General features: G+C 68.8%; 24 protein-coding genes. 12 read left to right on the top strand and 12 right to left on the bottom strand.

What is annotated here, in order from left to right; all coding sequences use genetic code 11:
* Nucleotides 1-33: 33 nt before the first annotated feature.
* The gene (locus ACXC9Q_RS15780) at nt 34-366 is read right to left on the bottom strand and encodes a hypothetical protein (protein ID WP_457057260.1); all 333 of its coding nucleotides are present in this window, start codon (nt 364-366) and stop codon (nt 34-36) included.
* A gap of 127 nt (nt 367-493) precedes the next feature.
* On the opposite strand from ACXC9Q_RS15780, the gene ACXC9Q_RS15775 reads away from it, so the two are divergent.
* From ACXC9Q_RS15775 to ACXC9Q_RS15765, 3 genes are all read left to right on the top strand, one after another.
* Nucleotides 494-862: an STAS domain-containing protein gene (locus ACXC9Q_RS15775; protein WP_457057259.1), complete on the top strand. Its 369-nt coding sequence runs from the start codon at nt 494-496 to the stop codon at nt 860-862.
* 74 nt (nt 863-936) lie between these two features.
* Nucleotides 937-2,919: a protein meaA gene (locus ACXC9Q_RS15770; protein ID WP_457057258.1), complete on the top strand. Its 1,983-nt coding sequence runs from the start codon at nt 937-939 to the stop codon at nt 2,917-2,919.
* Nucleotides 2,920-3,606: 687 nt separating this feature from the next.
* On the top strand, nt 3,607-5,244 hold the full coding sequence (locus ACXC9Q_RS15765; RefSeq protein ID WP_457057257.1) for a hypothetical protein: 1,638 nt from the start codon (nt 3,607-3,609) through the stop codon (nt 5,242-5,244).
* On the opposite strand, the gene ACXC9Q_RS15760 is transcribed toward ACXC9Q_RS15765, so the two are convergent.
* A complete protein-coding gene (locus ACXC9Q_RS15760) occupies nt 5,213-5,815 on the bottom strand; it encodes a TetR/AcrR family transcriptional regulator (RefSeq protein ID WP_457057256.1) in 603 nt (200 codons plus the stop codon). The two genes, ACXC9Q_RS15765 and ACXC9Q_RS15760, sit on opposite strands and share 32 nt — an antisense overlap.
* 77 nt (nt 5,816-5,892) lie before the next feature.
* On the opposite strand from ACXC9Q_RS15760, the gene ACXC9Q_RS15755 reads away from it, so the two are divergent.
* Both ACXC9Q_RS15755 and ACXC9Q_RS15750 read left to right on the top strand, forming a co-directional pair.
* Nucleotides 5,893-6,849, top strand: coding sequence for a patatin-like phospholipase family protein (locus ACXC9Q_RS15755; RefSeq protein WP_457057255.1), 957 nt, complete (start codon nt 5,893-5,895; stop codon nt 6,847-6,849).
* A gap of 182 nt (nt 6,850-7,031) precedes the next feature.
* The gene (locus ACXC9Q_RS15750; protein WP_457057254.1) at nt 7,032-7,862 is read left to right on the top strand and encodes an aldo/keto reductase; all 831 of its coding nucleotides are present in this window, start codon (nt 7,032-7,034) and stop codon (nt 7,860-7,862) included.
* Here the strand turns inward: ACXC9Q_RS15750 and ACXC9Q_RS15745 are convergent.
* The 4 genes from ACXC9Q_RS15745 to ACXC9Q_RS15730 all read right to left on the bottom strand — a co-directional run bounded on the left by ACXC9Q_RS15745 (nt 7,817) and on the right by ACXC9Q_RS15730 (nt 11,510).
* Complete coding sequence (locus ACXC9Q_RS15745; RefSeq protein WP_457057253.1) at nt 7,817-9,049, bottom strand: MFS transporter; 1,233 nt, start codon at nt 9,047-9,049, stop codon at nt 7,817-7,819. The two genes, ACXC9Q_RS15750 and ACXC9Q_RS15745, sit on opposite strands and share 46 nt — an antisense overlap.
* Nucleotides 9,050-9,090: 41 nt before the next feature.
* The gene (locus tag ACXC9Q_RS15740; protein ID WP_457057252.1) at nt 9,091-10,278 is read right to left on the bottom strand and encodes an amidohydrolase; all 1,188 of its coding nucleotides are present in this window, start codon (nt 10,276-10,278) and stop codon (nt 9,091-9,093) included.
* The gene (locus tag ACXC9Q_RS15735; RefSeq protein ID WP_457057251.1) at nt 10,256-10,936 is read right to left on the bottom strand and encodes a GntR family transcriptional regulator; all 681 of its coding nucleotides are present in this window, start codon (nt 10,934-10,936) and stop codon (nt 10,256-10,258) included. Before ACXC9Q_RS15735 ends, ACXC9Q_RS15740 begins: the two co-directional genes overlap by 23 nt.
* 85 nt (nt 10,937-11,021) lie before the next feature.
* Nucleotides 11,022-11,510, bottom strand: coding sequence for a pyridoxamine 5'-phosphate oxidase family protein (locus tag ACXC9Q_RS15730; protein WP_457057250.1), 489 nt, complete (start codon nt 11,508-11,510; stop codon nt 11,022-11,024).
* Between the two features lie 84 nt (nt 11,511-11,594).
* Between ACXC9Q_RS15730 and ACXC9Q_RS15725 the strand changes: the two genes are divergently transcribed.
* Nucleotides 11,595-13,484, top strand: coding sequence for a hypothetical protein (locus ACXC9Q_RS15725; RefSeq protein ID WP_457057249.1), 1,890 nt, complete (start codon nt 11,595-11,597; stop codon nt 13,482-13,484).
* 15 nt (nt 13,485-13,499) lie between these two features.
* On the opposite strand, the gene ACXC9Q_RS15720 is transcribed toward ACXC9Q_RS15725, so the two are convergent.
* The 3 genes from ACXC9Q_RS15720 to ACXC9Q_RS15710 all read right to left on the bottom strand — a co-directional run bounded on the left by ACXC9Q_RS15720 (nt 13,500) and on the right by ACXC9Q_RS15710 (nt 15,594).
* A complete protein-coding gene (locus ACXC9Q_RS15720) occupies nt 13,500-14,222 on the bottom strand; it encodes an isocitrate lyase/PEP mutase family protein (protein WP_457057248.1) in 723 nt (240 codons plus the stop codon).
* A gap of 6 nt (nt 14,223-14,228) precedes the next feature.
* Nucleotides 14,229-14,693, bottom strand: coding sequence for a carboxymuconolactone decarboxylase family protein (locus tag ACXC9Q_RS15715; protein WP_457057247.1), 465 nt, complete (start codon nt 14,691-14,693; stop codon nt 14,229-14,231).
* A gap of 184 nt (nt 14,694-14,877) precedes the next feature.
* On the bottom strand, nt 14,878-15,594 hold the full coding sequence (locus tag ACXC9Q_RS15710; RefSeq protein ID WP_457057246.1) for a TetR/AcrR family transcriptional regulator: 717 nt from the start codon (nt 15,592-15,594) through the stop codon (nt 14,878-14,880).
* A 127-nt stretch (nt 15,595-15,721) separates the two neighbouring features.
* Between ACXC9Q_RS15710 and ACXC9Q_RS15705 the strand changes: the two genes are divergently transcribed.
* From ACXC9Q_RS15705 to ACXC9Q_RS15680, 6 genes are read left to right on the top strand one after another with little or no spacing between them, the layout of a single operon-like run.
* A complete protein-coding gene (locus ACXC9Q_RS15705) occupies nt 15,722-16,720 on the top strand; it encodes an NAD(P)-dependent alcohol dehydrogenase (protein WP_457057245.1) in 999 nt (332 codons plus the stop codon).
* The gene (locus ACXC9Q_RS15700; RefSeq protein ID WP_457057244.1) at nt 16,717-17,616 is read left to right on the top strand and encodes an ABC transporter ATP-binding protein; all 900 of its coding nucleotides are present in this window, start codon (nt 16,717-16,719) and stop codon (nt 17,614-17,616) included. The genes ACXC9Q_RS15705 and ACXC9Q_RS15700 overlap by 4 nt, the downstream gene beginning before the upstream one ends.
* Complete coding sequence (locus ACXC9Q_RS15695) at nt 17,613-18,416, top strand: ABC transporter permease (protein ID WP_457057243.1); 804 nt, start codon at nt 17,613-17,615, stop codon at nt 18,414-18,416. Before ACXC9Q_RS15700 ends, ACXC9Q_RS15695 begins: the two co-directional genes overlap by 4 nt.
* Before the next feature lie 4 nt (nt 18,417-18,420).
* The gene (locus ACXC9Q_RS15690; RefSeq protein ID WP_457057242.1) at nt 18,421-19,281 is read left to right on the top strand and encodes an SDR family oxidoreductase; all 861 of its coding nucleotides are present in this window, start codon (nt 18,421-18,423) and stop codon (nt 19,279-19,281) included.
* A 25-nt stretch (nt 19,282-19,306) separates the two neighbouring features.
* Entirely contained in the window at nt 19,307-20,683 is a 1,377-nt protein-coding gene (gene pdxR, locus ACXC9Q_RS15685; protein ID WP_457057241.1) for a MocR-like pyridoxine biosynthesis transcription factor PdxR, read from the top strand.
* A gap of 2 nt (nt 20,684-20,685) precedes the next feature.
* Nucleotides 20,686-21,084, top strand: a complete 399-nt coding sequence (locus ACXC9Q_RS15680; protein ID WP_457057240.1) for a VOC family protein — start codon at nt 20,686-20,688, stop codon at nt 21,082-21,084.
* 1,057 nt (nt 21,085-22,141) lie between these two features.
* Here the strand turns inward: ACXC9Q_RS15680 and mmuM are convergent.
* Genes mmuM through ACXC9Q_RS15665 form a run of 3 tightly spaced genes read right to left on the bottom strand, consistent with a single transcriptional unit; the run spans nt 22,142 to nt 25,118 of the window.
* Nucleotides 22,142-23,074 carry a homocysteine S-methyltransferase gene (mmuM, locus tag ACXC9Q_RS15675; protein ID WP_457057239.1) on the bottom strand — a complete coding sequence of 311 codons (933 nt, stop codon included), beginning with the start codon at nt 23,072-23,074 and terminating at the stop codon, nt 22,142-22,144.
* Nucleotides 23,058-23,984 (bottom strand): FAD-dependent oxidoreductase, encoded by a 927-nt coding sequence (locus ACXC9Q_RS15670; RefSeq protein WP_457057238.1) that lies wholly within the window; start codon nt 23,982-23,984, stop codon nt 23,058-23,060. The genes mmuM and ACXC9Q_RS15670 overlap by 17 nt, the downstream gene beginning before the upstream one ends.
* Nucleotides 23,985-24,035: 51 nt before the next feature.
* Nucleotides 24,036-25,118 (bottom strand): esterase-like activity of phytase family protein, encoded by a 1,083-nt coding sequence (locus ACXC9Q_RS15665; RefSeq protein ID WP_457057237.1) that lies wholly within the window; start codon nt 25,116-25,118, stop codon nt 24,036-24,038.
* Nucleotides 25,119-25,191 lie beyond the last annotated feature (73 nt).

Genomic DNA, 25,191 nt, shown 5'->3' with positions numbered 1-25,191 from the left:
GCGCGAGAGCGCTCCCTGGAGGACAGAGAAGAGTTAGGAAGCGTCGAGCAGGCCGCGGGCGGCGGCCTCGTCCTGCGGCCAGACGTAGACGGTCCAGCCGTCCTTGGTGCGCGCCGCGGTCGCCTTGATGCCGAAGTCCTTCAAGGTCGACACCGTCACGCGGGCCTCGTTGTAGGTGCGCACGCTCCGCACGTCGGTCAGCAGCCCGAACGCGTCCCGCTCGGCGGGACGGTCGTCGACCCGGCGAACCAGCGACCCGCCCTTCGCCTTCGAGAAAGCCCAGCGGCAGAGCAGTACCATCAGTCCGGCCAGGGCGATGGCCAACACCGGAAAGACGAAGTACTGGTCGGCGAACACGGACACCATTGTCTCGCGAAAAGAAAAGATCGTGAGGTCTTGGCAACCTTCCCTGTCGCCAGGGAGTCTTTACCAACACAAACGCTGCCACGCGGCCGATGACTCGGGGGCCGCCGGAAGAGCGGAGGGCACGGACATGCTCGCACCGACCCACGACACGACAACTCTGCACACAACCGCTCCATCCTCGACGGTGACCCCGGCCGAGAACAACGTGGTGCATCTGACCGGCATCCTGGACGTCCGCTCGGTGGGCGACGTCCGGCAGACCCTGAACACATTGATCGACACCTCCGACGGCGACGTCATCGTCGACCTGGAGACGGTCGACGCGGTCGACGCGACCGGCCTCGGCCTGCTCGTCGCGACCCATCGCCGGACTCAGCTCCTCGGCCGCCAGCTCGTGCTCTGGCACCCGATGCCCTCGGTCGTCCGCATCCTCGCGGTCACCCGGCTCCATCGCATCCTGCACGTCGAACGCAGCCCCCTGCCGATCAGCGCCTGAGTGTGACGTAAGCCCTGGTGACACCGGTCACGAGGTGCGGACTCACAAGGGAACACAGTCCTACTCTCGGGTACATGGCGACCGAGAAGGATCGACCGTGGGTGATGCGGACGTACGCGGGCCACTCGTCCGCGGCGGAGTCGAACGCGTTGTTCCGGCGGAACCTGGCCAAGGGCCAGACCGGGCTGTCGGTCGCGTTCGATCTCCCGACCCAGACCGGGTACGACGCGGACCATCCGCTGGCCAAGGGTGAGGTCGGGAAGGTCGGCGTACCGGTCGCACACCTCGGCGACGTCCGCGCGCTGTTCGATCGGATCCCGCTCGCGCAGATGAACACGTCGATGACGATCAACGCGACGGCGATGTGGTTGCTCGCGCTCTACCAGGTCGCCGCCCAGGAGCAGGGCGCGCTCCCGGACGAGCTGACCGGCACGACGCAGAACGACATCGTCAAGGAGTACCTTTCCCGCGGCACCTACGCGTTTCCGCCGGACGCGTCGCTGCGGCTGACCACCGATGTGATCGCTTACACGGTCGCTCAGATGCCGAAGTGGAACCCGATCAACATCTGCAGTTACCACCTACAGGAGGCCGGTGCGACGCCGGTGCAGGAGCTCGCCTTCGCGATCTCGACGGCGATCGCCGTACTGGACCGGGTCCGCGACGCGGGTCAGGTGCCGCCGGAGCGGTTCGGTGATGTGGTCCAGCGGATCTCGTTCTTCGTGAACGCCGGCGTGCGGTTCATCGAGGAGACCTGCAAGATGCGTGCGTTCGTCCGGCTCTGGGACGACCTGACGCTGAACCGGTACGGCGTGACCGACGCGAAGGCGAGGCGGTTGCGGTACGGCGTACAGGTGAACTCACTCGGGTTGACCGAGGCGCAGCCGGAGAACAACGTCCAGCGGATCGTGCTCGAGATGCTCGGCGTCACGCTCTCCAAGAACGCCCGGGCCCGCGCGGTCCAGCTGCCGGCCTGGAACGAGGCCCTCGGTCTGCCACGTCCGTGGGATCAGCAATGGTCGCTGCGGATGCAGCAGGTACTCGCGTACGAGTCGGACCTCCTGGAGTACGACGACATCTTCGACGGATCGCATGTGATCGAGGCGAAGGTCGACGAGTTGGTCGCCGGTGCGCGCGAGGAGATCGACCGGGTGCAGGCGATGGGCGGCGCGGTCGCGGCCGTGGAGAGCGGCTACTTGAAGCAGGCGTTGGTCGCTTCGCATGCCGAGCGGCGGCAGCGGATCGAGTCGGGGGAGCAGGTCGTCGTCGGCGTCAACAAGTTCGAGAACACCGAGCCGTCGCCGCTGACCGCAGACCTCGACACCGCGATCCAGACCGTCGACCCGGCGGCCGAGTCCGCGGCGTTGGAGTCATTGCGGAACTGGCGGGCAGGGCGTGATGGTGCTGCCGTCGAGACCGCGCTGGCCAAACTGCGCGAGGTCGCCAAGACGACCGACAACCTCATGCCCGCCACCCTGGAGTGCGCCCGCGCGGGCGTGACCACGGGGGAGTGGGCCGGGGTGCTGCGGGAGATGTACGGCGAGTACCGTGCGCCGACCGGCGTGTCCGGATCGGTCGGCGTCTCCGGCGGTGGTGCGGCGATCGCCGCCGTACGCGAGAAGGTCGCCGCGACGTCCGAGGAACTCGGCGGCCGGTTGCGCTTCCTGGTCGGCAAGCCCGGCCTCGACGGTCACTCCAACGGCGCCGAGCAGGTAGCCGTCCGGGCGCGTGACGTCGGCTTCGAGGTGATCTACCAGGGCATCCGCCTCACACCCGAGCAGATCGTCGCCGCCGCGGTCGCCGAGGACGTCCACTGCGTCGGCCTCTCGATCCTCTCCGGCTCCCACATGGAACTGGTCCCCCAGGTAGTAGCCGGCCTCCGCAAGGCCGGCCTGGAAGACGTCCCCGTCGTCGTCGGCGGCATCGTCCCCGACGCCGACGCCCGCGCTCTGGTGACCACCGGCGTAGCCGCCGTCTACACCCCCAAGGACTACGACCTCACCGGCATGATGTCCAACGTCGTAGACGTAATCCGCCACGCCAACAACCTCGCGTAACCCACTTGTGCTGGGTGTGTGGGTGATAGGGGCCGGGGCTGCGGTGCGGTCGGTGGGTCCGGGGGCTGCGGGGTCACCCGTTGGGGAGTGCGGACATTAGGTGTGGTGTCCGCGGTCTCGATCAGGTGTCCGAGGGTTCGGAGAGGGTTGCTTGATCGAGTCCCAGGGAGGACCCGGCGTACCGACGAACGGGTAGTCGTCGGCCACGCCCACCCGCCCGGCCGGCGTTCAGGCTGAACCGCCTCACCCAGGTGCTCGCGCCGGCTGACCACTACCCGTCCGTCGGTACACCGGGGCCTCTCCCCCTCCCTGTCCTCCGCCCCCGAGCCGTCAGGACCCGATCGGTATGTCGCCCTCGGGCGGGGGCGCGGGGTCGACTTTGGGCACGGGATGGTCGTTGTGTGGGCGGTTTCGTGGTTGAACCGTGCCCAAGGTGGCGAGCCGGGCCTGGGTACACCCACGGAAACGACAGGGGAGGTCTGGTGTGCGGAGCGGACCGCTGCCACTCACCAACCTCGATCGATGACTCCCGGCCACGCTCGCATCAGACAGCACTCGACCGGAAACTGCAGGTTGGTGAGTGCCAGCGGTCCGCCATCACGAGCGGTTATGAAGAGGCGAGGTTTGTAGGGACCGGGCGTCGGTAGTGTTCACGGCGAATGGGGTTCAGGCAGGCGAGGAGGCGTGGTGGAGCCAGCAGCGGGTGGCGCCATGCGGGGTGACGGGGATCGGCCGATTACCTCGCCGGAGTTCGTCATCGAGCGGGATTTCGTTGCGTACGGCGTGAGTGGTGGGGACTACGAGTTCGTGTGTTGTCTGAACTTGTTGGTGGGTGGGGAAGTCGTGCGGAGTGCGACCGGGCGGAACAGTGACACTCTCGTCGCGGGTAGTTGGGATGTGCGGGAGTACGCCGGTCGGCGGGCTCGGTTGCAGGTGGTTGATCGGGCTCATGGTCACGTGATCGTCGGCTATGTGGTGCAGACCGACCATCCCGACGTACGTCCGGTGGCGACCGAGCCGTTGTACGGCGAGCGGTGGCGGCCGCGGTATCACTTCACGGCGCGGCAGTTCGTGATGGATCGGCTGAATCCGGGGATGCGCCAGGAGGGCTGGCTGAACGACCTGAACGGGCTGGTGTACTGCGACGGCGAGTACCACCTGTTCGACCAGCGATGGAACAAGTGCTGGATCCATGCCGTTAGCAACGACTTGGTGCACTGGACCGAGCTGCGGCCCGCGTTCTTCGAGGAATCGCTGGACACGGGTGTGCAGTCCGGGTCGGTGGTGATCGACTACGGCAACACGTCCGGCCTGTCACCTGATCCGGCCGAGCCGCCGATGGTTGCCTTCTGGTCGCGCAACGACAACCGGAGTCAGTGTCTGTCGTTCAGCCTCGACAAGGGGCGCACCTGGCAGCACTACGCCGGCAACCCGATCATGACGATGGCCGAGCGCGACCCGAAGGTGTTCCGCTACCACGCGGGCGACCACTGGGTGATGATGCTGTACGGCGATCAGCAGTATCACCTGCTCACCTCGACCGACCTGTTGCACTGGAGCGACACCGGCAACGTCGTGCCGAACAGCTATGAATGCCCCGACTTCTTCGAGTTGCCGCTGGACGGCGGCGAGACCAAGTGGGTGCTGGTGCGGGGAGATGGGAAGTACTCGGTCGGCGACTTCGACGGGACGCGATTCACCGAGGAGTCCGAGCAGGTACTGTCCGACGCCGGCCTCAACTTCTACGCCACCCAGACCTGGAACAACACAGAGACCGGCGACGGCCGCCGTATCCAGGCCGCCTGGATGCGGGACGGGGTCTATCCGGACATGCCGTTCAACCAGCAGGTCACGTTCCCGTGCGAGCTCACCCTGCGCACCCTCGACGGCCGCCCACACCTCTTCCGTACGCCGGTACGCGAGCTGGCCACCCTGCACTCCGGCACCAGGCAGTGGTCCGGCCTGGTCAAGCCGGGTCACGACCAGGCCCTCACCACCAATCAACTCGAAGCCGACCTGCACCTCGAGGTAGCGATCCCACCCGACGCGACCCTCACCCTGAACGTCTCCGGCACGCCCATCCACCTCACCAGCGACAAGGTGACCTCAGGCGCGGAGCCCCAAGCCGTCTCCGGCCCACTGCGCACCGTTCAGGTCCTCATCGACCGGACCTCGCTGGAGCTGTTCGCCAACGACGGCGAAGTCTCGATCTCCCGCTGCTACCTGCCGACCGGCCGAGGCGTCGTCCTTAGTTCGACTGCACCGGTCTCCGTCACCTCGACGCTCCACACCCTCAACTCGATGTGGGTGGCCGGAAGCCGTTGAGGAGGGCGTTGACGCCGAGACGCCAGCGGCGGTTGATGGACTGCTTCGACGTTCCCAGCCGGTGCGCGTTCTCGGCTGCGGCCAGGCCCTCGACGAAGGTGAAGAAGACGAGGGCGATGTCGGTCGGATCGCCGGTGAGGAGCTCCGCATCGACCGCGTCGCGGACGTGCTGCACGAAGATCCTGCGGACCTTCACACCGGCCTTGGTCTCGTCGTGCGTGGGATCGAAGGCGGCGAACGGCCGGGAGAACATGACCTCGGCGAGCACCGGATGCGCCTGGATGAAGCCGCGGAAGGCATCGGCAAGACCTCGCAGGGCCTCGAGTGGGTCCGCGGCCGGGGGGAGTGCGGAGAGTTCGTCAGCCAGCATCCGGAAGCCCTCGAAGAAGACCGCCCGGACGAGCCCCGCCTTGTCGCCGAAAACCTCGTAGATCGCCGGGACGGAAGCATTCGCGCGGCGGGCGACCGTCCGGGTGGTCAGGCCCGCCACGCCCGCTTCGTCGAGCACTGCCAGCGCGCTTGCCAGGCCGCGCTCGTGGAGCGCTTCGGTGCGTTGTTTCAGCCGGGGCACGACCCGACCGTAGCATGCGCCGGTGCATCCGAACCAACGTTATGGAACGACGATACAGAACGAGGTATAAAGGAGCTGTGACCGACACCGTCCTCCAGTTGCTGCGTGAGCGTCAGGAACAGCGAAGTACGCCCGGGCGCCGCAGCGACGACGCCCGCCTGGTGCTGCTTGTCGAGGGCGGGAGCTCTCGCGGTGCGTACTCGAGCGGGATGACGATCGCCATCGAGCAGCTCGGACTGTTGCCGAGCTTCGATGCCGTCTACGGAAGCTCCGCCGGAGCGCTCAACGCGGCCTGGCTGTTGTGCGGCCGCGCTGAAAGCACCATGCATGCCTGGTGGGATCCCATGATCATGGGGACGACCATCAATCCGAGACGCGTCCTGCGGCGCGGCCGGCCGGTGGTGGACACCCGCTACCTCGTGCACACCGTCTACACCGAGATCATGCCGATGGGATTCCAGGAGATTCTCGACAACCCCGTCGAGCTCCACCCGATCGCCACGGACGCTCTGACCGGCAAGGCCGCCGACCTGCACGGGCACATCCACGACCAGGCCAGTCTCCAGGCCGCGCTCCGGGCTTCGGCGGCGATGCCGTTGCTCGCCGGCGAACCGGTCGAGATCGACGGACGAGCGTACGTCGACGCCGGGCTCAGCGAAGGGACGCCGGTAGGCACGGCCCTCGACCAGAAGGCCACGCACATCGTCGCGTTTCGTACTCGGCGCATGGACGAGACCCAGTCGGCTCCGTCCCGGGCGGAACGGATGCTGATGTCACGATGGTTCGCTCGGCACGCGCCGGGTGCGCTGGATCCGTGGTTGCGTCGCGTGGAGATCCGGGCGGAGGAGGAGCGGCTCCTGGCGTCCCACCCTGCGACGCTGCAGATCCGCCCGCCGTTGGGGAGTGTGCGCATCGGCCGCACCGAGCGGCGGCCGGGTCCGCTCCAGACAGCCGTCGACACCGGCCGGCAGGCGGCGCTGGACGTCCTGGCTGCCGGCGCGGACGCGCCCTTCCGTGGTTCAGAGGCAGGCTGAGGAGGCCGGGGCGAGACGCCAGGCGCTTCATCGCCGGCGTGGACAAGAAGTACACCTTGGGTGCCGCGGAGTCGCTGACCGGTTCCGCAAGTCGGTGCCCCTGGAGGACCAGCCCGGCGAGCTGGCCCGGCTGATCGTGGACTTCGCGACGGATTGTCGAGCTGACGTGGTAGAAGAAGAGCATGGCTGCTAACGACGCTCAGTTGACGCGGACGCTCTCCAACGGCACCGAGATCCCCCTGGTGGGTCTCGGGGTGTGGCAGGTGCAGGACGGCCCGGAGTGTGAGCGGGCGGTCGAGTGGGCGCTCGAAGAGGGCTACCGGCTGATCGACACCGCGCAGGCGTACGGGAACGAGTCGAGCGTCGGGCGGGCGATCCGGAACAGCGGCGTACCCCGGGAGGAAATCTTTCTCACGACGAAGTTCTACCCGGGTGGCCGGGACCCGCACGCCGAGGCGGCGAAGAGTCTGGAGCGGCTCGGGACCGACTATCTCGACCTCTACCTGATCCACTGGCCGCAGGGTGGGCCGACGTGGGCCTGGCCCGGGATGGAGCAGGCCAGCGAAGCCGGTCTGACGAAGGGCATCGGGATCTCGAACTTCAGCGCCGGGGAGATCCAGGAGCTGCTCAAGGTGAGCCAGATCCAGCCGGCGGTCAACCAGATCCAGTTCAGCCCGTTCGAGTACCGCGCGGGTCTCGTCGAAGCGTGTGAGCAAGCGGGCATCGTCGCCCAGGCGTACAGCCCGCTGGGCACCGGCCGGCACCTCGGGGATCCGGTCGTCGACCGCATCGCGTCCGCAGCCGGACGTACGCCGGCGCAGGTCCTGATCAGGTGGGCCATGCAGAAGGGCCTGTCGGTCATCCCCAAGTCGACCCACCGGGAACGCATCAAGGAGAACTTCGGCGTCTTCGACTTCGAGCTCGACGACGACTCCATCGCCGCACTGGACGCCCTCGACACCACTCGTCAAACCTCCGACGCGCTGTCCCGCGACGGCAAGTGGTGGTCCTGACCGCCGTAGCGGAGGAGTTGAGGGGTCCACGCAGCTAAGGCGAACATCAGGAGGACCAGCAGGGTCGCACTGAGGAAGGCGGTCGCGCTGATGCCGAAGTGCTGCGCGAAGGCGCCGAGAATCAGGGACGTGACGGGCATGACGCCGATGGCCAGCTCCTGGACTCCCAGGGCCCGGCCGTGCAGACGTACGTCGGTGGTCATCAGCAGCAGCGTGGTCTGCAGGACACCGAACGCCGCGCTCAGCACTCCGATACCTGTCATCAGCACGAACGACGCCGCCGGAGTCCGGGACACGGCGAACAGAGCCCACAACGCGCCCCATGCCGCAGTGCCGAAGACGAATACGCCGCCCTTGAAGCGGAAGTCGCCGAGCCAGGCGATCACCAGCGAGCCGGTCAGGCCGCCGAGACCACTGCAGGTCAGCAGCCAGCCGAGGCCCGCGGCATCCAGCCCGAGCGACTCCTGCGCGAAGACAGGGATGAAGGACTGCGCGATCGGCCACACCAGGGTGTTCGCGGCCAGCGTGACCAGCAGAACCGTTGCCGCCATGCGGTTCCGGCAGATCGCGCGCAGCCCGCTGACGACCATCCGGACCGAGGAGCCGGTGTGCTCGTGAACCACCTGGCCGAGTCCGCGTAAGGGCAGCAGCAGGACGAGCGAAACGGCGTACCAGATCGTCGAGACCCAGAGCGCGGCCGGCGCGCCGACAGCATTGATCAAGAGGCCGCCGGCTGCGGGGCCGATGACCTGCGTCATGTTGAGCGCCATCGAGTTGAGCGCATTAGCGTTACTGAGGTTCTGACGCCCGACCAGGTCGAGCACCAGCGAGGCCCGCGCCGGTTGCGACGGTGACTGCGCGAGCCCGAGCGCGAGGCCGCCGATCAGCAGTACGCCGTACGACGCTCTGCCGAGCGACGCGAGCGTGGCCACGACACTGACGGCCGCCAGCGCCCATGAGCACGCGATGACCAGCAACCGGACCCGGTTGTGCCGGTCGGCGAACGCCCCGGCGAAGGGCCCGAGCAGCAACGGCGCCAACCGCACCGCGCCGAACACCGCGAGCAGGAAGTCGGAGTGCGTGGTCTCCCAGGCCAGCCATCCCAGGACGAGCGTCTGCGTCCACACGCCGCCGAAGAAGAACAGGTTGGAGAACCAGAGCAGCCGGAACGGGCGGTTCTCTCGCAACGAACCGAGTGTCCGCCCGACCACCGCGGTGCGCCGGGTATTCACATCTGGAGTTCGCCGTTGTGGACGACGATCCGTCCGCCGGCGACGACCAGTTCCCGGCGAGGCGCACGGACGAGTACGTCCGGCACGTTCTCGGCGTCGATCAGGACGATGTCCGCGCGTGCTCCCGGGACGAGGTCATGGTTCTCGCGATGGACGAACCGTGCGCCGGCGGTCGTCGCGAGCTCGACCGCGTACGTGAGGTCCTCGTCGGTGCGCAGCCCGTGCAGCCGGGCGAAACCGCGGGCGACCTGCAGCAGGTCGCCGTCGCCGTACGGCGACCACAGGTCGCGGATGCCGTCGGTGCCGAGGCCGATCGCGACGCCCGCCGTACGCATCTCGCGCCAGGGGAGCGGCGCCGAACCGACCGGTGCCACCGTCGTCCACGAGATCCCGGCCGCGCCGAGCTCGTCGACGAGCTCGGCCTGGCGCGCCGCGGACAGCTCGCCGAGGGCGAACCCGTGGGACACGTTCACCTCCCCCGCGAGACCGGCCTGCCGGGTGCGCTCGATGATCAGCTCGTACTGGAATCCGCCGAGCTGACCGCCGTCGTGCAGATGGATGTCGATCCCGACACCTCGTCGGACGGCGATGTCGAACAGCGCGTCCAGCTGACCGACCGGGTCGCGGTCGATCGACGCCGGGTCGAGGCCGCCGATACTCGTGGCGCCCGCTGCCGCGGCTTGGTCCAGCAGGTCGAGTACGCCGGGACGCCGGAGTACGCCGTCCTGGGGAAACGCGACGATCTCCACTTCGACCGCGCCGTCGAGTGCGGCGACGGCCTCGCGGACAGTGGCGATACCGCGCAACCCGACCCCGAGATCGACGTCGATGTGGGTGCGGGTGGCCGTCGTACCGTGCCTGAGGAACTCACGCAGGACCGCGGTGGCACCGGCGACACTCGGGATTCCGTACTTGTCCCGCTCGGCGCGCTCGTGGGCGATCCGACCTTGGGTGGTCGGCTGACCGCCGTACGAGACCCATGGCTGGCCCCACCAGCTCTTGTCGACGTGCGCGTGGGCGTTGACGAACCCCGGAAGCGCCAGCAGGCCGCGCCCGTCAACACGCTCCGCCTGGTCAGCCGCGGTACCGGCCGGGGTGATGTCCGTGATCACGCCGTCGGCGATCACCAGATCAACCAGGTCGCCACCCCAAGGGCGGACGTCAGCGAGCCGCAGGAAGGTCATGATCCGATGGTATACCAAATGAAGATGAGCCCCGGCCGGCCCGCAGCAGGGCCTGGGAGTGGGCGAGGTGCTCGACGGCGAGCCGCTCGGCCTCGGCGACATCGCGGTTCGCGATCGCGGCGTACAACTGCTGATGCTGGCTCGCGACCGCCGGCAGATCGTCGTGCTGCGACATCAGCCAGCGCATTCGGCTGCGCAGCGGGCGTTCGATCTCGACCAGGAGCTCGTTGGACGCCAACTCCGTCACGATCTCGTGGAAGTCGGCGGCCTTCCGCCGGGCCAGGACGGAGTCGCGTGCCTGGGCCGCAACGATGTGCTCGTCCAAGGTCCGCCGCAGCCGGTCGAGACCCTCGCGGGTACGGCGTTCGGCCGCGAGCCGGAACGTCAGTGGCTCGAACGCGGCGCGAACCTCGTTCAGATCGGCGATATCGGAGTCGGTGAACTCGCGAACGACGGCCCAGGACCGCGGTCGCAACGTCACCAGCCCCTCGGCGACCAGGGCCTTGAGTGCGTCCCGGACCGGCACCCGGCTGACGTCCAGCGCCCCGGCCACCTCGCGCTCGACGAGCCGTTCCCCTGGTAGGCGCACCCCGTCCAGGATCTCGCCCCGCAGCCGCCGCGTCACCCGCTCCGTCTCGGACTCTCGACTCTCACTCATCGGCTCTCCTGATTGGTATACCACCACCCAGGATGCCCCAAGAGTCCACAATCCCCGGCCTGCCTCGCCGAGAATGTGCCTGGACTCAACCCGCCGACTTCTCCTTGATGAGGTCTTCGACTGACTTCGGGATTGTGGTTTCGAAGTCGAGGAGTTTGGCCCAGGTGGGGGTGACCGTGATCCGGACCATCTCGGAGTAGAGGCCTTTCACGCCGGCCTCCCACTCGGGGTACTGCTCGTCGGTCATCACCTTGTGGCCGGCGGCTAGGTAGCCCTCCGGGACGCCCTGGACCAGCTCGACCTCGGCGGTGCCGCGGATCAGGAGCGCCTTCGGCGGGAACGCGCCGGTGTCGACGGTGAGGGCGACCTTCGGGTTCTTCCGCAGCGCCGCGACCTTGGCCGACTTCGGCACCGTCCCCATCAGGATCCGCTCACCTTCGATCCAGAAGCCGATCGGGATCACCCGCGGGTCGCCGTCGAGACCGTCGTAGGCGAAGCGGGCCGGCTCGGGGCCGTTGAGCAGTTGCTGGGCGTACGGCTTGGCCAGAATCGCGGCGATCTCGTCCTTGGTCATGGTGCTGAACCTTCCACTCGGAGGTGTTCTCATCAAGGGGACGGAGCCGCTTGCCGATCCTCGACATCGATAGGTTGACGAATCGTGGAGATCTTTCGCTGCGGTGCCGGGACGGTCCACGTCGGGGACGACGGAGCGGTCGAGCAGGTCGTGCATCCGGACGGTCGGCGGGTGCTCCTCGACGACGGACCGGTGCACGACAGCCTGCATGCCTGGGGCAAGGGCTTCGTCATCACCGACCGCGGCAGCCATCGCTTCGACAGCCCGGCGATGGTCCGCTGGCGGCAGACCGGGATCGACCTGCTCTACCAGTTCGGCGAGTTGGAGTTGCGCGTCGGCCGCCGGTTCGGGGATCAGTGGACCGAGACCTACGAGCTCCGCAACACCGCGGCCGACCCCGTCGAGATCGGTTCCCTCGCGATCAGTACGCCGTACCGCGACGTCTACACGTCGAGCCGGGAGAGCCTGACGGGTGCTGTCCACGCGCACGTCTGGACCGGTGGGGCCGACGCGTGGGTGTGGGCGGTCCCGATGGACGGCAGCGGTCCCGGGCTCGGCCTGCAGCTGAAGGAGGGCGAGCTGTGGGCGTACTCGATCGAGTCGCGCGAGCCCGGGACCAGCAGCAACGTCCGCGGCCACATCTACCTCCACGTCACCGACCACGCCCGCGCGCCGCACGCGATGGGCGGTCAGCCGGCTGTGTCACTGGCTCCCGGCCAGTCCTATCGCTGGACCTGGCAGCTGGCCTGGTACGACGACCTGCCCGCGTTCCACTCGGATCGTGAACCACTCATCAACGCCGACCACTTGGCTGCGGAGGTGGGTGAGACGATCCAGCTCGCCGGCGCCGGCCCGAGCGAGGTCGGCAGCGACGAGCCCGGGGTGATGTACGTCGACGCGACCGACGGCAAGCGGGCCGCGCGGATCGCCGTACTGTTTCATCAACCACTGCAGGAGATCGCGGAGCGGCGGGTGCGGTTCGTCCTCGACCGGCAGCGGCGTCCGGAGCTGTCGGACAGCCGCAAGTACGCCTTCGTGCCCTACGACAACGACAGCGGCCTGACTGTGCTGTCCGGCGCCTGGCGGGACTGGTCCGACGCGCGCGAACGGATCGGGATGGCGCTTCTCCTGCAAGAGGTCCGCGCCCGCGGCTGGGGCGACAGGGCGGAGCTGGACGAGGCGCTCGCCGGGTATGAGCAGTTCGTCCGCGAGCACCTCGTCGACGCGGACGGCACAGTTCACGACGACAGCATCCACAAGACCGCCGTGCGGCTCTACAACTTCCCGTGGTTCGCGCGGTTCTTGCTCGGTCAAGGTGATCGAGCCGGAGCGACCCGCATCCTCAACCGGTACTACGAGCTCGGGGGCGACCACTTCCTCGCCTTCGACCTCGGTCCACTGCTCAGCGAACTCGGTCTGCGTGACCATCTGGTCCGGCATGCGCGCACCTTCATCGAGTACGGCGATGAGCTGCCGCCCCACGAGGTCAACTACGAGCAGTCGATGGTCGCGCCGCTCCTCGAGCTCCTGGTGGCGGCGTACCGGACGGCGCCCGACGAGATCGATGGCGCCGAGCTGAGCCGTCGCCTGCCCTGGCTGACCGCGTTCGCTGCGGACCAGCCCGACGTACGCCTGCGACACGTGCCGATCCGGCACTGGGACGGGTACTGGTTCGGGCGGCTGCGGTTGTGGGGCGACGTCTTCCCGCACTACTGGTCCGTCCTGAGTGCAGCGGTGTACGCCGCTTGGCCGCGCGAGCTCGTGGACACCGAGCAAGCAGCCTGGCTGGATGCGGCGGCCGACGCGATTCTTCGCGCGAACCTGGCCAATTTCGCGGCAGACGGCTCAGCGACGTGTGCCTTCGTCTATCCGAGTTGTGTGAACGGACAGCCCGCCCACGTGGCGGATCCGCTCGCCAACGACCAGGACTGGGCTCTGGTGTACGCAATCAGGCACAGTGATGGGCCGTCCTGAGGACGGCCCATCACCTCACGCCAGCGTTGGAAGCAGTTCCCGCAGCGAATCCATCAGGTGCTTGTGCAGGCTGGTGCCGTACGAGATGCGCGTGGCCCCGGCGCCCACCAACTCGGCGGCCGTCGGTCCGCCCGGTGCCGCATGGGCGTTGACCGGTCCACCGACGCCCTCGACCACCGCGGCCAGTTGGTCTGTCGGCGCCATGATCGGGTACACGCAATCCGCACCGGCCCGGCGGTACTCGCGGCCCCGGCGCACCGCATCATCGACCGCGCCGGCCTGGTCGGCGCCGGGACGGACGAAGGTGTCGATGCGGGCGTTGATGACCAGGTCGGCTCCCGCAGCGGCGCGAACCTCGGCGAGGTAGTCGGCGTGCCGGCCCGGGTCGGTCAACTGACCGCCGACCGAGTCCTCGAGGTTGCAGCCGACCGCGCCCGTCTCGAGCAACCTGTCGACGAACTCCTTGGCCGGCAAGCCGTACCCGGCCTCCATGTCGGCGGTGACCGGTACGTCGACCGCACGGACGATCCGAGCGACGGCAGTGAACATCTCGGCGGGCGGTGTTAACTGTCCGTCGTCGTACCCGAGGACGCGGGCGACCGCCCCGCTGCTCGTGGCGACAGCGGGGTAGCCGGCCTCGGCGATGATCCGGGCACTCACCGGATCCCAGGCGTTGGGCAGGACCAGGGGAGTGCCGCCGTGGTGGAGGGCGCGGAATTGTTCGGCTGTGGCTGTCATCGGGACTCAGCTCGGCTTGTAGTGGCCGGGCTCCATCCTTCCGGTAACGCCCACCCGGGTCCACATGTTGATCGTGATGATCAATGCGATCAACTGTGCAAGGTCCTTCTCGTCGAAGGCCTGCGCGGCAACGTCGTACACCTCGTCCGGCACATGGTCGACGCTGATCAGCGTGATCGCCTCGGTCAGCGCAAGCGCGGCCTGCTCCTGCTCGGAGTAGAACTTCCGCGCCTCCCGCCAGACCGGCAGCAAGGTGATCCGCTGCTGGTCGTCGCCGACGTGGAGCAGATCCAGCGAGTGCATATCGGTGCAGTACGCGCAGCCGTTGATCTGCGAGGCCCGGATCCGCACCAGGTGAGCCAGCTTCGGGTCCAGCCCCCGATCGGAGACCGCATCCAGTTCGATCATCGCCTTGTAGAAATCAGGAACCACGGTGGCGAGCTTCACCCGCCGCGTCATCGTTGAACTCATACCCCCACGCTATGACCACACCGGCCCAACCCCCTGGTCCACTTCCCACCAAGATCCAGGGGCCAATGCAGCCAGCAGGCGTCCGGCCACACAGCTCTTCGAGCAGGCCGAACAGCCGGTGTGTGCCGAGTTGGAGCAGGACGCGAGTACGAAGGAGATGATCGGCCGGATCCGGACGCTGAAGTCATCGGTGCAGGTCCCCGCTACCGGCGTCGCCGCCATTTGCTGACGGGAGGGATGCGCTGAGGGCGTCGAGGATGAGGTTGAGGCCGAAGTCGAATTCGTCGGCGAAGTCGTAGGTGGTTTTGAAGTAATAGCCGGTGGCCATCTCGACGAGGTGGGGGTAGTCGCCGGCGGTGAAGTGGTCCATGATCGACTCCGCGACCGGCGCCACGGTGTCGGGGCCTTCGAACGGGAGGCCGGCTTCCTGGAGCGCGAAGCCGTAGGTGTAGCTGTCGATCAGGGCGTAGGCGTGCGCGGTCATCTCCAGCGAGAAGCCCGCCGCGCGCAGGGTGGCCAGGACCGCGTCGTGGTGGCGCAGCGTCGCCGGGCCCGGGGCGGTCCGCGACTCCATCAACCCGATCGCCCAGCGATGCCGCCGCAGCACCTGACGGGCGGACGCAGCGCGCCGGCGCAGTTCCGAGCGCCAGTCGCCGCCGGGTGACGGCAGGTCGATCTCACCGAAGACCACGTCGACGATGCCGTCGAGGATCGCCTCCTTGCCGGCGACGTGGTAGTAGACCGACATCGGTTTCGCGCCGAGCTCCTGAGCGAGCGAGCGGATCGTGAGTGCACCGAGCCCGCCGGCGTCGGCCACCCCGACGGCGGCGTTCAGCACCCGCTCCCGGCTGAGCCGCTGGCGTCCCCGCGGTGCGTCGCTGTCGCGCACGGACTTTTCCACCCCCGGACCATAGCAGTTTCGTACAAAGTACGATACGTTGGCCGTACTTAGTACGAAAAGCCATCGGCGCTGGGGGCTCCGAGATCCGGCACACGCTCCGAGATCCAGCACACCAGGGGGAACCACCATGGCCATCACGACCACGACCACGATGCGGGCGATCGTGCAGGACAGGTACGGCGAAGCCGACGTCCTGCGGGTCGGACAGATCGCCCGGCCCGAACCGGCCGCGAAGGAGGTGCTCGTCCACGTGCACGCCGCCGGTCTCGACCGCGGCACCTGGCACGTCATGACGGGCAAGCCGTACCTCCTCCGGCTCGCCTTCGGGTTCCGCGGCCCGCGGAACCCCGTGCCCGGACGAGATGTCGCCGGCACGGTCGAGGCCGTCGGATCTGCGGTGACCAAGTTCTCCGTCGGCGACGAGGTGTACGGCGTCGCACCCGGCTCGTTCGCCGAGTACGCCGTCACCCGCGAGGACAAGCTCGCCCCCAAGCCGGCGAATCTCTCCTTCGAACAGGCCGCCGTGGTCCCGGTCTCCGCGCTCACCGCCCTGGATGCGTTGACCACCGGCCGGGTCGAGGCCGGTCAGCACGTCCTGATCATCGGCGCATCGGGTGGCGTCGGCAGCTACGCCGTACAGCTGGCGAAGGCCTCGGGGGCGGAAGTGACCGGCGTGGCCAGCACCGCCAAGCTGGATCTGGTCCGGGCGCTCGGCGCCGATCACGTCATCGACTACACCCGCGACGACTTCGCCGAGACCGGGAACCACTACGACCTGATCATCGACATCGCCGGCAACCCCAAGCTCTCGAGGCTCCGGCGCGCGCTGACGCCCACCGGGACGGCCGTCATCACCGGTGGTGAGGACGGCGGCAGCCTGAGCGGCGGTATGAACCGGCAGTTCCGCGCGCTCGCCCTGTCGCTGTTCGTGCGCCAGCGCCTGACCTTCTTCGTCAACAAGGAACGCGGTAGCGACCTCGAACGGCTCACCCCCCTCATCGAGGCCGGCAAGGTCGTCCCGAGCCTCGACCGGACCTACCCGCTCGACCAGGTCCCGGACGCGATGCGCCACCTGACCACCGGCAGGACCCGCGGCAAGATCGCCATCACCGGTCTGTCCGCATGATCACCGTCGAGCGACTCACGAAGAAGTACGGCGCCACCCTCGCGGTCGACGACGTCAGCTTCACCGCCGCCGCGGGCCGGGTGACCGGATTCCTCGGCCCGAACGGCGCCGGCAAGTCGACCACGATGCGGATCATGGTCGGGCTCACCCGGGCCACGTCCGGAACCGCCACGATCGACGGGCGGAGGTTCGCGGACCTGCCCAACCCGGGGCTCGAGGTGGGCGTCCTGCTCGACGCGTCCGCGCAGCACGCCGGTCGCACCGGCCGGGAGATCCTGACCCTGGCCCAGCGCCTGATGGGCCTGCCGCGCACCCGGGTCGAGGAGATGCTGGCCGCGGTCAGCCTGACCCCGGACGAGGCCTCCCGGCGGGTGGGGGAGTACTCACTCGGCATGCGGCAACGGCTCGGTATCGCGACCGCCCTGATCGGCGACCCGGAAGTACTGATCCTCGACGAGCCCGCGAACGGACTGGACCCGGCCGGCATCCGCTGGATGCGCGACCTGCTCCGCGGGTACGCCGACCGCGGCGGAACGGTGTTGCTGTCTTCGCACCTCCTCCACGAGATCGAGGTCATCGCCGACGACATCGTCATGATCGGCCACGGCAGGATCGTCTCCCAAGGCACCAAGACCGAACTGCTGCACGCGGCCGGCACCATCGTTCGCGCCGTGGACCTGGCCCGCCTCGAGCAGGCTCTGACGGACTGGGGACTCACCGCGAGCCCGACCGGCGACGGCGCGCTGCGGACCGACTCGGACGCCGCGCTCGTCGGGACGGTGGCGCTCGAGTCGGGTATCGCCCTCACCGAACTACGGGCCGCCGAAGGCGCCGGCCTGGAGGAGATGTTCCTCGAGCTCACCTCCACGACCCAGCGCGAAGGAGCACCGGCATGACCGCCACCGCAGTAGAAGCCGTCCGGCCGCGCCGAGCCGTCGTCCAGCCGGTCCCGCTGACTCGCATCATCGCCGTCGAGCTCCGCAAGATGTTCGACACCCGATCCGGTTTCTGGCTGATCGCCAGCATCGCGATCACCGCCGTACTGGCCGCCGCCGGCGTCATCCTGTTCGCCCCGGAGGACCAACTCACCTACTCCACCTTCGCGACCGCGATCCGCTTCCCGGTGGTGATCATCCTGCCGCTGGTCGCGATCCTGGCCGTCACCAGTGAATGGAGCCAGCGCACCGGCCTGACCACCTTCACGCTGACCCCGCACCGCGGCCGGATCATCACCGCGAAGGCGATCTCGTCGGTCGTCATCGCGATCGCGGCGATGGCACTGACGTTCGCGGTCGGGGCCCTCGGCAACCTGTTGGGCGCCGCCGTCACCGGCGCCACGCTGGTGTGGGACGTGACGATCACCCAATGCCTGTACTACGTCCTCGGCATGGTCCTGAGCCTGCTGATCGGCTTCATGCTGGGCGTCCTGATCCGGGCCTCGATCGGGGCGGTGGTGGCGTACTTCGTCCTCACCTTCCTGCTGCCCACGATCTTCAGCCTGCTGGCCGCCGGCTCGCAGTGGTTCCACGACCTGCAGCCCTGGGTCGACATCCAATTCGCGCAGAGCGGCCTGTTCGTCTTCGACAAGTCGCTGACCGGCGAGCAGTGGGCCAACATCGTCGTCACCGGTATCGTCTGGCTTGTCATCCCGCTGCTGATCGGGCTCCGGATGGTGATGCGAGCAGAGGTCAAGTAGGCAGATGACACCTGACCACGAGGGTCCGATGGCCGGCCGGACGGTGCTGGTCACCGGCGGCACCGGCGGTATCGGGAAGGCGACCGCCGCCGGCCTGGCCATCCTCGGCGCCCGCGTCGCGATCACCGGTCGCGACCGCGGGCGCGCCGAGGCTGCCGCAGACGAGATCCGTACGGCGACCGGTGCGCAGGTGGACGTGTTCGTCGCGGACGTGTCCTCGCAGGCAGAGGTACGGCGGTTGGCCGCCGAGGTACTCGCGGATCGCGCCCGCATCGACGTGCTGGTCAACAACGTCGGCGGCTACTGGAACACCCGGCACGTCACCGCCGACGGGCTCGAGCGCACCTTCGCCGTCAACCATCTGGCACCGTTCCTGTTGACCCAGCTGCTGCTGGAGCGGCTCGGGGAGAGCGGGACGGCCCGCGTGGTCACGGTGTCCTCGAACGCACACACCGCGGGGCGCATCGACTTCGAGGACCTGCAGGGGGAGCGGTCCTACTCCGGCGACCGGGCTTACAGCCAGTCCAAGCTCGCCAACATTCTGTTCACCTACGAGCTCGCCAGGCGGTTGCAGGGAACCTCGATCACCACCAACGCGCTGCACCCGGGCGTGGTCCGCACTGCCTTCGGTGCCGAGGACCCCAGCGGCGTGCAGCGGGTGGTCGTTCCGGTGCTGCGGCCGTTCCTGAAGTCTCCGGCGAGGGGTGCCGCCACGTCGATTCACCTGGCGTCGGCACGGGGTCTCGCGCAGGTGTCCGGAAAGTACTTCGTCAACGGCAAGCCCAAGGCGTCCTCGGCGCGCAGCTACGACGAGGCGGCCGCGCGGCGGCTCTGGGAGATCAGCGAGGAACTGGTCGCGGGCTGACCGCGGCGGGATAAGGTCCAGTCTCATGGAGGATTCCGATGTGGTCGGGGCGGATCTTCATCTGGATCTGGCCGCGGCACGGGGACGCAACGAGCTGGTCCGGGCCTTGCACGACTCGATCCGGAGCGGGCGGTTGCCGGCCGGGACGCGGTTGCCGTCGTCGCGGTCGCTCGCGCGCGATCTGGGGATCGCTCGCAACACAGTCGCCGACGCGTACGGGCAATTGGTCGCCGAGGGCTGGCTGACCGCACGCCAGGGGTCCGGTACGGTCGTCGCCAACCGGGTCAGCACGCCGGCGGTCGCCGTACCGACGTTGCCTGAGGCAAGGAGTTTCCGGTACGACCTGACGCCGGGGTCGCCCGATGTGTCGACGTTCCCGCGGGGTGAGTGGCTGGCCGCGGCGCGGAAGGCGTTGCCCGCGGCGCCGAACGAGGCGTTCGGACTGGGTGATCCGCGCGGCCGGATCGAGTTGCGCCGGGTGCTCGCCGACTACCTGGCCCGGGCGCGTGGGGTCCGGGCCGATCCGGAGCGGATCCTGATCTGCTCGGGGTATGTGCAGGCACTGAGTCTGCTCAGCGAGGCCGTCAAGACCCAGGGCGGTACGACGATGGCGGTGGAGGAGTTCGGGTACGGCCTGCATCGGGACGTGATCCGGGCGCGCGGTCTCGAACCCGTGCCGGTACCAGTGGACGAGCTGGGTGCGCAGGTGTCGGAGCTGTCCGGTCAAGGAGTGCTGCTGACGCCGGCACACCAGATGCCCACGGGCGTGCCGCTCGCGCCTGAGCGTCGTACGGCGGCGGTCGAATGGGCACGGGAGTCCGGGGCGGTGCTGATCGAGGACGACTACGACGGGGAGTTCCGCTACGACCGGCAGGCGGTGGGCGCGTTGCAGGCGCTCGATCCCGAGCGGGTCGCGTACACGGGTACGGCGAGCAAGAGTCTCGCACCGGGCCTTCGGCTCGCCTGGATGGTGTTGCCGCAGCGGCTGATCGAGCCGGTGATCGAGGCCAAACGGACCGCGGACTACCAGACCGCGACGCTCGACCAGCTGACGCTGGCGGAATTCATTGCCTCCGGCCACTACGACCGGCACGTCCGGCGCTCGCGCCTGCACTACCGCCGGCGTCGGGACCGCCTGGTCGAACTGCTCGCGGTCCGCGCTCCCGACGTCAAGGTCGCCGGCATCTCGGCCGGAATGCACGTCCTCCTCGACGTACCGGGTGACGCCGAGGACATCGTCGCCCGCGCCGCCCGCCAGGGTCTCGGCCTCGCCAGCCTCAGCAGGTACCACTTCGACCCGACCCCGGCCACCCGCCAAGCCGTCATCGTCGGCTACGGCACCCCACCCGACCACGCCTACCCCGGCGCCCTCGACCTCCTCTGCCAGGTCCTAGGAGTGTGACCATGCCAGCCGATGCGTCGTCACCGATCCACAACCGGATCGGCGCAGTCTTCGTCCACGTCACCGACATGCAGCGGGCGATCGGCTGGTACAGCGCGCTCCTCGGCGTGCCGCCGTCCGCGACGAGCCATGAAGGACTGATCTACGACGTCCCGATGGACGGTCCGACCGGGCTGACCCTCGACGGTCATGCGCATGCCCGCGGCGCGTTTCAGCCGGGCGGGCCGCTGCTGATGCTGCCCGCCGAGGACATCCACGCGGCGCACGCCTTCGCCTGCGAGCACGCACGGGAGGTCGGACCGGTGGAGGACATCGGCACCGTCAGCGTCTTCCACCTCGCCGACCCCGATGGGAACAGGCTCATCGTGTACGCCGAGAACCAACCAGGCGACACCAGCTAGCTCTGCCAAGAAGCGTGGAGGTCGTTGCCGCACGTGGCTTTCCGCCCCGGGGCAATCGCAGCGGTCGACCCCGCAACTTGTGGGTTCCCCCTAGAAGTACGAGGGTCAACCGGCTCTTCTGCTGAATGTGTCGGATGAACTCGCGCGGCGCAGCGAGATCGGCCGGATCGGGCGCAAGGCCCAAGGCGGGACTGGTGGGTGGTGGCCGGCCGTGTCGTGGTCGCCGGGCGGACCCAGGTGCGGTGACTTGAGACGGTCCCTGGTGGGCGGCGATCTGAAATACCCGGTCCCCGCCCCGCCCGGTGTGGTCGCGGCTCTCGGCCGGCCGCGCCGGCACCGGGCGTCCGGGCGTGGCCCGTCGGTTCCCGGTATATCCGGCCCGGCCGGCGGCAACCAGACGCCAGGGCGCCGAGGCGCCGCAGTTCCTGCATGCTTGCGTCGCCGGGGTGGTGAGCGGTGGGATTGCTGCGACTTCGGACAGGTAGTCGGGACCTCGGACACGGCACAGCTTGTCCGAGGTCCCCAGCTGGTGTCCCCGATCCCGGGGACCGGGACCGGGATCGGTCCGGGTCGCGGGGATCGGTGCCGGTCCTACGGCGGGCACGACGAATGCGCAATCACCGCCGCCCGCCGGTGCGGGCTCGTCGGGTGCGGACGGTGGCAGCCCGGGCATGCGGACGGTGGTTGGGGGTGTGCAAGGTCAACAGGAGGTGTCCGCCCTGGCTCCGGCCTGGCCGGCCGGGGTCAGGCGTGAATGCCACGCCCGACCAACGCCCCGGACCGACACCTCCTGTCCAGCTTGCACACCGGCCGACCTCGCCCACACATCCAGTAGTAGAGCCCAATTCCAGGGGACCAGTTCACAGCTGCACCCTTCTATCCACCGCATACGAGATGTGAAGGGACCAGATCAGGGGTCAACCTCGCGGTTGCACCCTTCTATCCACCGCATACCAGATGTGCAGGGACCAGATCAGGGGTGAACCCCACACCTGGCCTCCCCGGCTGACTTCGGGTGGTGGTCACTCCGGATTACCCAACCTGGCTTGACGCGGCACTAGCTTCGACCGATAGCGCGGGCCAGGGCGCGGATGTCCGCTGGGCCGACCCGGCAACAGCCGCCGATGTACTCCGCTCCCGCCCGCCGCCAACCGGGGGAGAGGGAGGCGAGGGCGCGCCCGGTGGTGGGGGCGGCGGTGGGGCCGGCGGCCGGGGTGGTGGTTGTCGGGGTTGCGGTCCACTGGTGGGCGGTGGCGTCCCAGGATTCGCCGCTGTTCGGGTAGGCGATGGCGGGTTTGCCGGTGACCGCGACGGCTGTCTCGACCGCGTGCTGCACGTCGTCCGGCCGGCAGCAGTTGATGCCTACGGCAACCACCTGGTCGATCGCGGCGATCGCGAAGGCATCCTTCAGTGGTTGGCCCGCGCGCGTGTGCGAGCCGTCGATCGAGTACGAGAACCAGGCCGGGAAGTCCAGCTCGGCCAGCAACTCCACCAGCACCTCGGCCTCGTCCGTATCCGGGATCGTCTCGACCGCGAGCAGATCCGGCCCGGCGCCGATCAGCAGCTCCAGCCGCGGCCCGTGGAAGTCGCGAAGGACGGAAGCCGGCACGCCGTACCGACCGCGATACTCCGAGCCGTCCGCGAGCATCGCGCCGTAGGGCCCGACCGACGCGGCGACCAATCGACCGCCGCCGCCCAGGTCGTCTCGTACGTCGCGGGCGAGCCGCACGCTGCTGGCGATCAGCCGCTCGGCCTCACCCCGCGACACCCCGGCGCGCTCGAAACCGATCACGCTCGCCTGATAGCTGGCGGTTGTCGCCACCATCGCCCCGGCTTCGTAGTACGCCCGGTGCACCGCGGCAATCTCCTCCGGCGCATCCTTCAGCAACCGCGCCGACCACAACGCGTCGGACAGATCATGCCCGTGATCCTCGAGCGCGTTCGAGAGGCCGCCGTCGAGGATGACCAGGTGATCAGACGCTTTGGACAAGTTCGAAGACCTCGTCGGCGCAGCCCCAGGAGAGGGTGACGCCGGAGCCGCCGTGGCCGTAGCAGTGGATGACAGGCTCGCCGGTGCGGGTGCGGACGAGCTCGCAGCGGATCGTCGGGCGGGCGGGGCGGAGCCCGACGCGCTGCCGGAGGATCTTCGCCTGGCGGAGTTGCGGGACGAGTTCGGCGGCGCGGGCGAGGATCTGGTCCGTGGTCTCGGGGTCGACGGCCATGGTCCAGTCGCCGGGCTGGCTGGTGCCGCCGACGACCACGTCGTTCTCGCGGGGGATGACGTAGGTGAGGTCGTAGGGAGGGCGGTCCGCGATCAGCCACTCGGACAGACCGCACTGGTCGACCGTCATCACCTGACCGCGGACCGGCGTCACGGTCGGGTCGGCGGCGGTCAGCCGGGCGCCGAGGCCGGTGCAGTTCACCACCAGGTCGGCCGAGGTCGGCAGCGCGGACAGCGCCGAGCGCGTCAGTGTCCCGCCGGCCTGCTCGAGCCGCTTCACCAGCGCTTGCAGATAGACCGGCATCTCGATCACCGGCGCCGTGAACGACCATCCGTCCACGAACCCGGCCGGCGGCGACGGCACCCGGGCCAGATCAGGCAGTACGTCGGCCCAGCGCGGATCCGGCGTCCGCTCCTCCAGGAACTCGCGCCCGTGCCGCATCCGCACCGACGGCTCGAGCTCCGCCAGCTTCGCGAACTCCTCGTAGGCCGTCCTGGACCAGGCGGCGACGCGATCCTCGGGGGCCGACAGGTACGGGTACCAGATCGCAGCCGCCACCGCCGACGTCGTCTCCAACGGCAGGTCGCGGGCGAACACGGCCACGTCGTACCCACCCTCGGCGAGCCGGACGGCACAACTCAGCCCGATCACGCCCGCACCCACCACGATCACGCGCATCTACAGATTGTTACCCGCTGACCGCGATCACGCCACCGGTTGCCTGCGGCATCAGTGCAGCTCGACCGCCAGCGAGTACAGGCGGGTGATCTGGGTGGCACCGTTGTTGTCGTCCGACAGCAGGTACAGCTGCCGCCGCCCACCCGGCAGATAACCACCGAGCGCGAGGCCCTCCACGTTGTCCAGCAACGGGTTCGGCTGCGGCTGCTTGGCGACCGCGCCCGACGGCGGGCAGTTGACCAGGTCGAACAGCAGCTTCTTCTGCAGGAAGACGCGCTCAGGCGCATCCGCCAGCGAGGCCCGGGACGTCACATCGGCGGCCCGGCGTAGCGACACCGTGAACACCCGGATGGTGTTGCCAACACCCGGTGTGAACGTGCGCTCCATCGATACCAGTTCGTCCCGATTGACCCAGGCGAGCTCGACCAGCGCGAGCCCTGGGTCCGGCTTGTAGGCGTACTGCGCGACCGGCCGGTAAGCGTGGCCCGGCAGACCGGCGTACCGGATGATGCGGTTGCGCGTGCGGCCGTCGGCGTCGGTGCCGTCGGGCGCGAGCGGACCCTCCATCCCGGCGAACAGCGACAGCCCGTCGCCACTGACCGCGAGCGACTCGAAGGTCGCGTTGGACGTCGCTTCACCGGCCGGCGCGACCTGGAAACGGGACGGGACCGGCAGCGACGCGATCTCCCGGCCGTCGGAGAGCCGGAAGCGGCGGATCGACGGCTCGCGCTCGGAGGTCGCCAGAATGGTTCGATCGCCCCGCTCGACGACCAGGCCTTCACCGTCGAAGTCGGCGCCGTTGTACGGCGTCCCGTCCGGTCGGCGAAGAATCGTCATCCCGTCGACGCTCACCGACGTCGGCTTGCTGTTGATCTTGAGATCGAACACTCGAGCCGGCGTCGTCGCGACGTTGTCCACCAGCGCCACCGCGCTGTGCCGGCCGGTCACGTTCAGCGCGGACAGTCCGGCCACCGGTTGCCCGTCGAACGTCGTCTTGTCCAGCGCGTCGCTGAACCCGAGGAACGTCGCGTCTGGCGAGCATGCACCACCCACCGCGGGTTTCGCGGACGCGGTCAGCGTGGTGGTGAGAGCGGTCAGGACAACAGCAGCGGCGAGCGGTTTCTGCCAGCGCATTCTGTGCACGTTCAGGGCTCCTCGATCGAGACGACAGCACCGATCGAAACCTATCGCGCTCAACAGCGGGTGA

It is taken from the genome of Kribbella sp. CWNU-51, from assembly GCF_054073265.1.
Note: the sequence above shows the minus strand (reverse complement) of the source record. Positions and strands in the feature narration are given on the sequence as shown.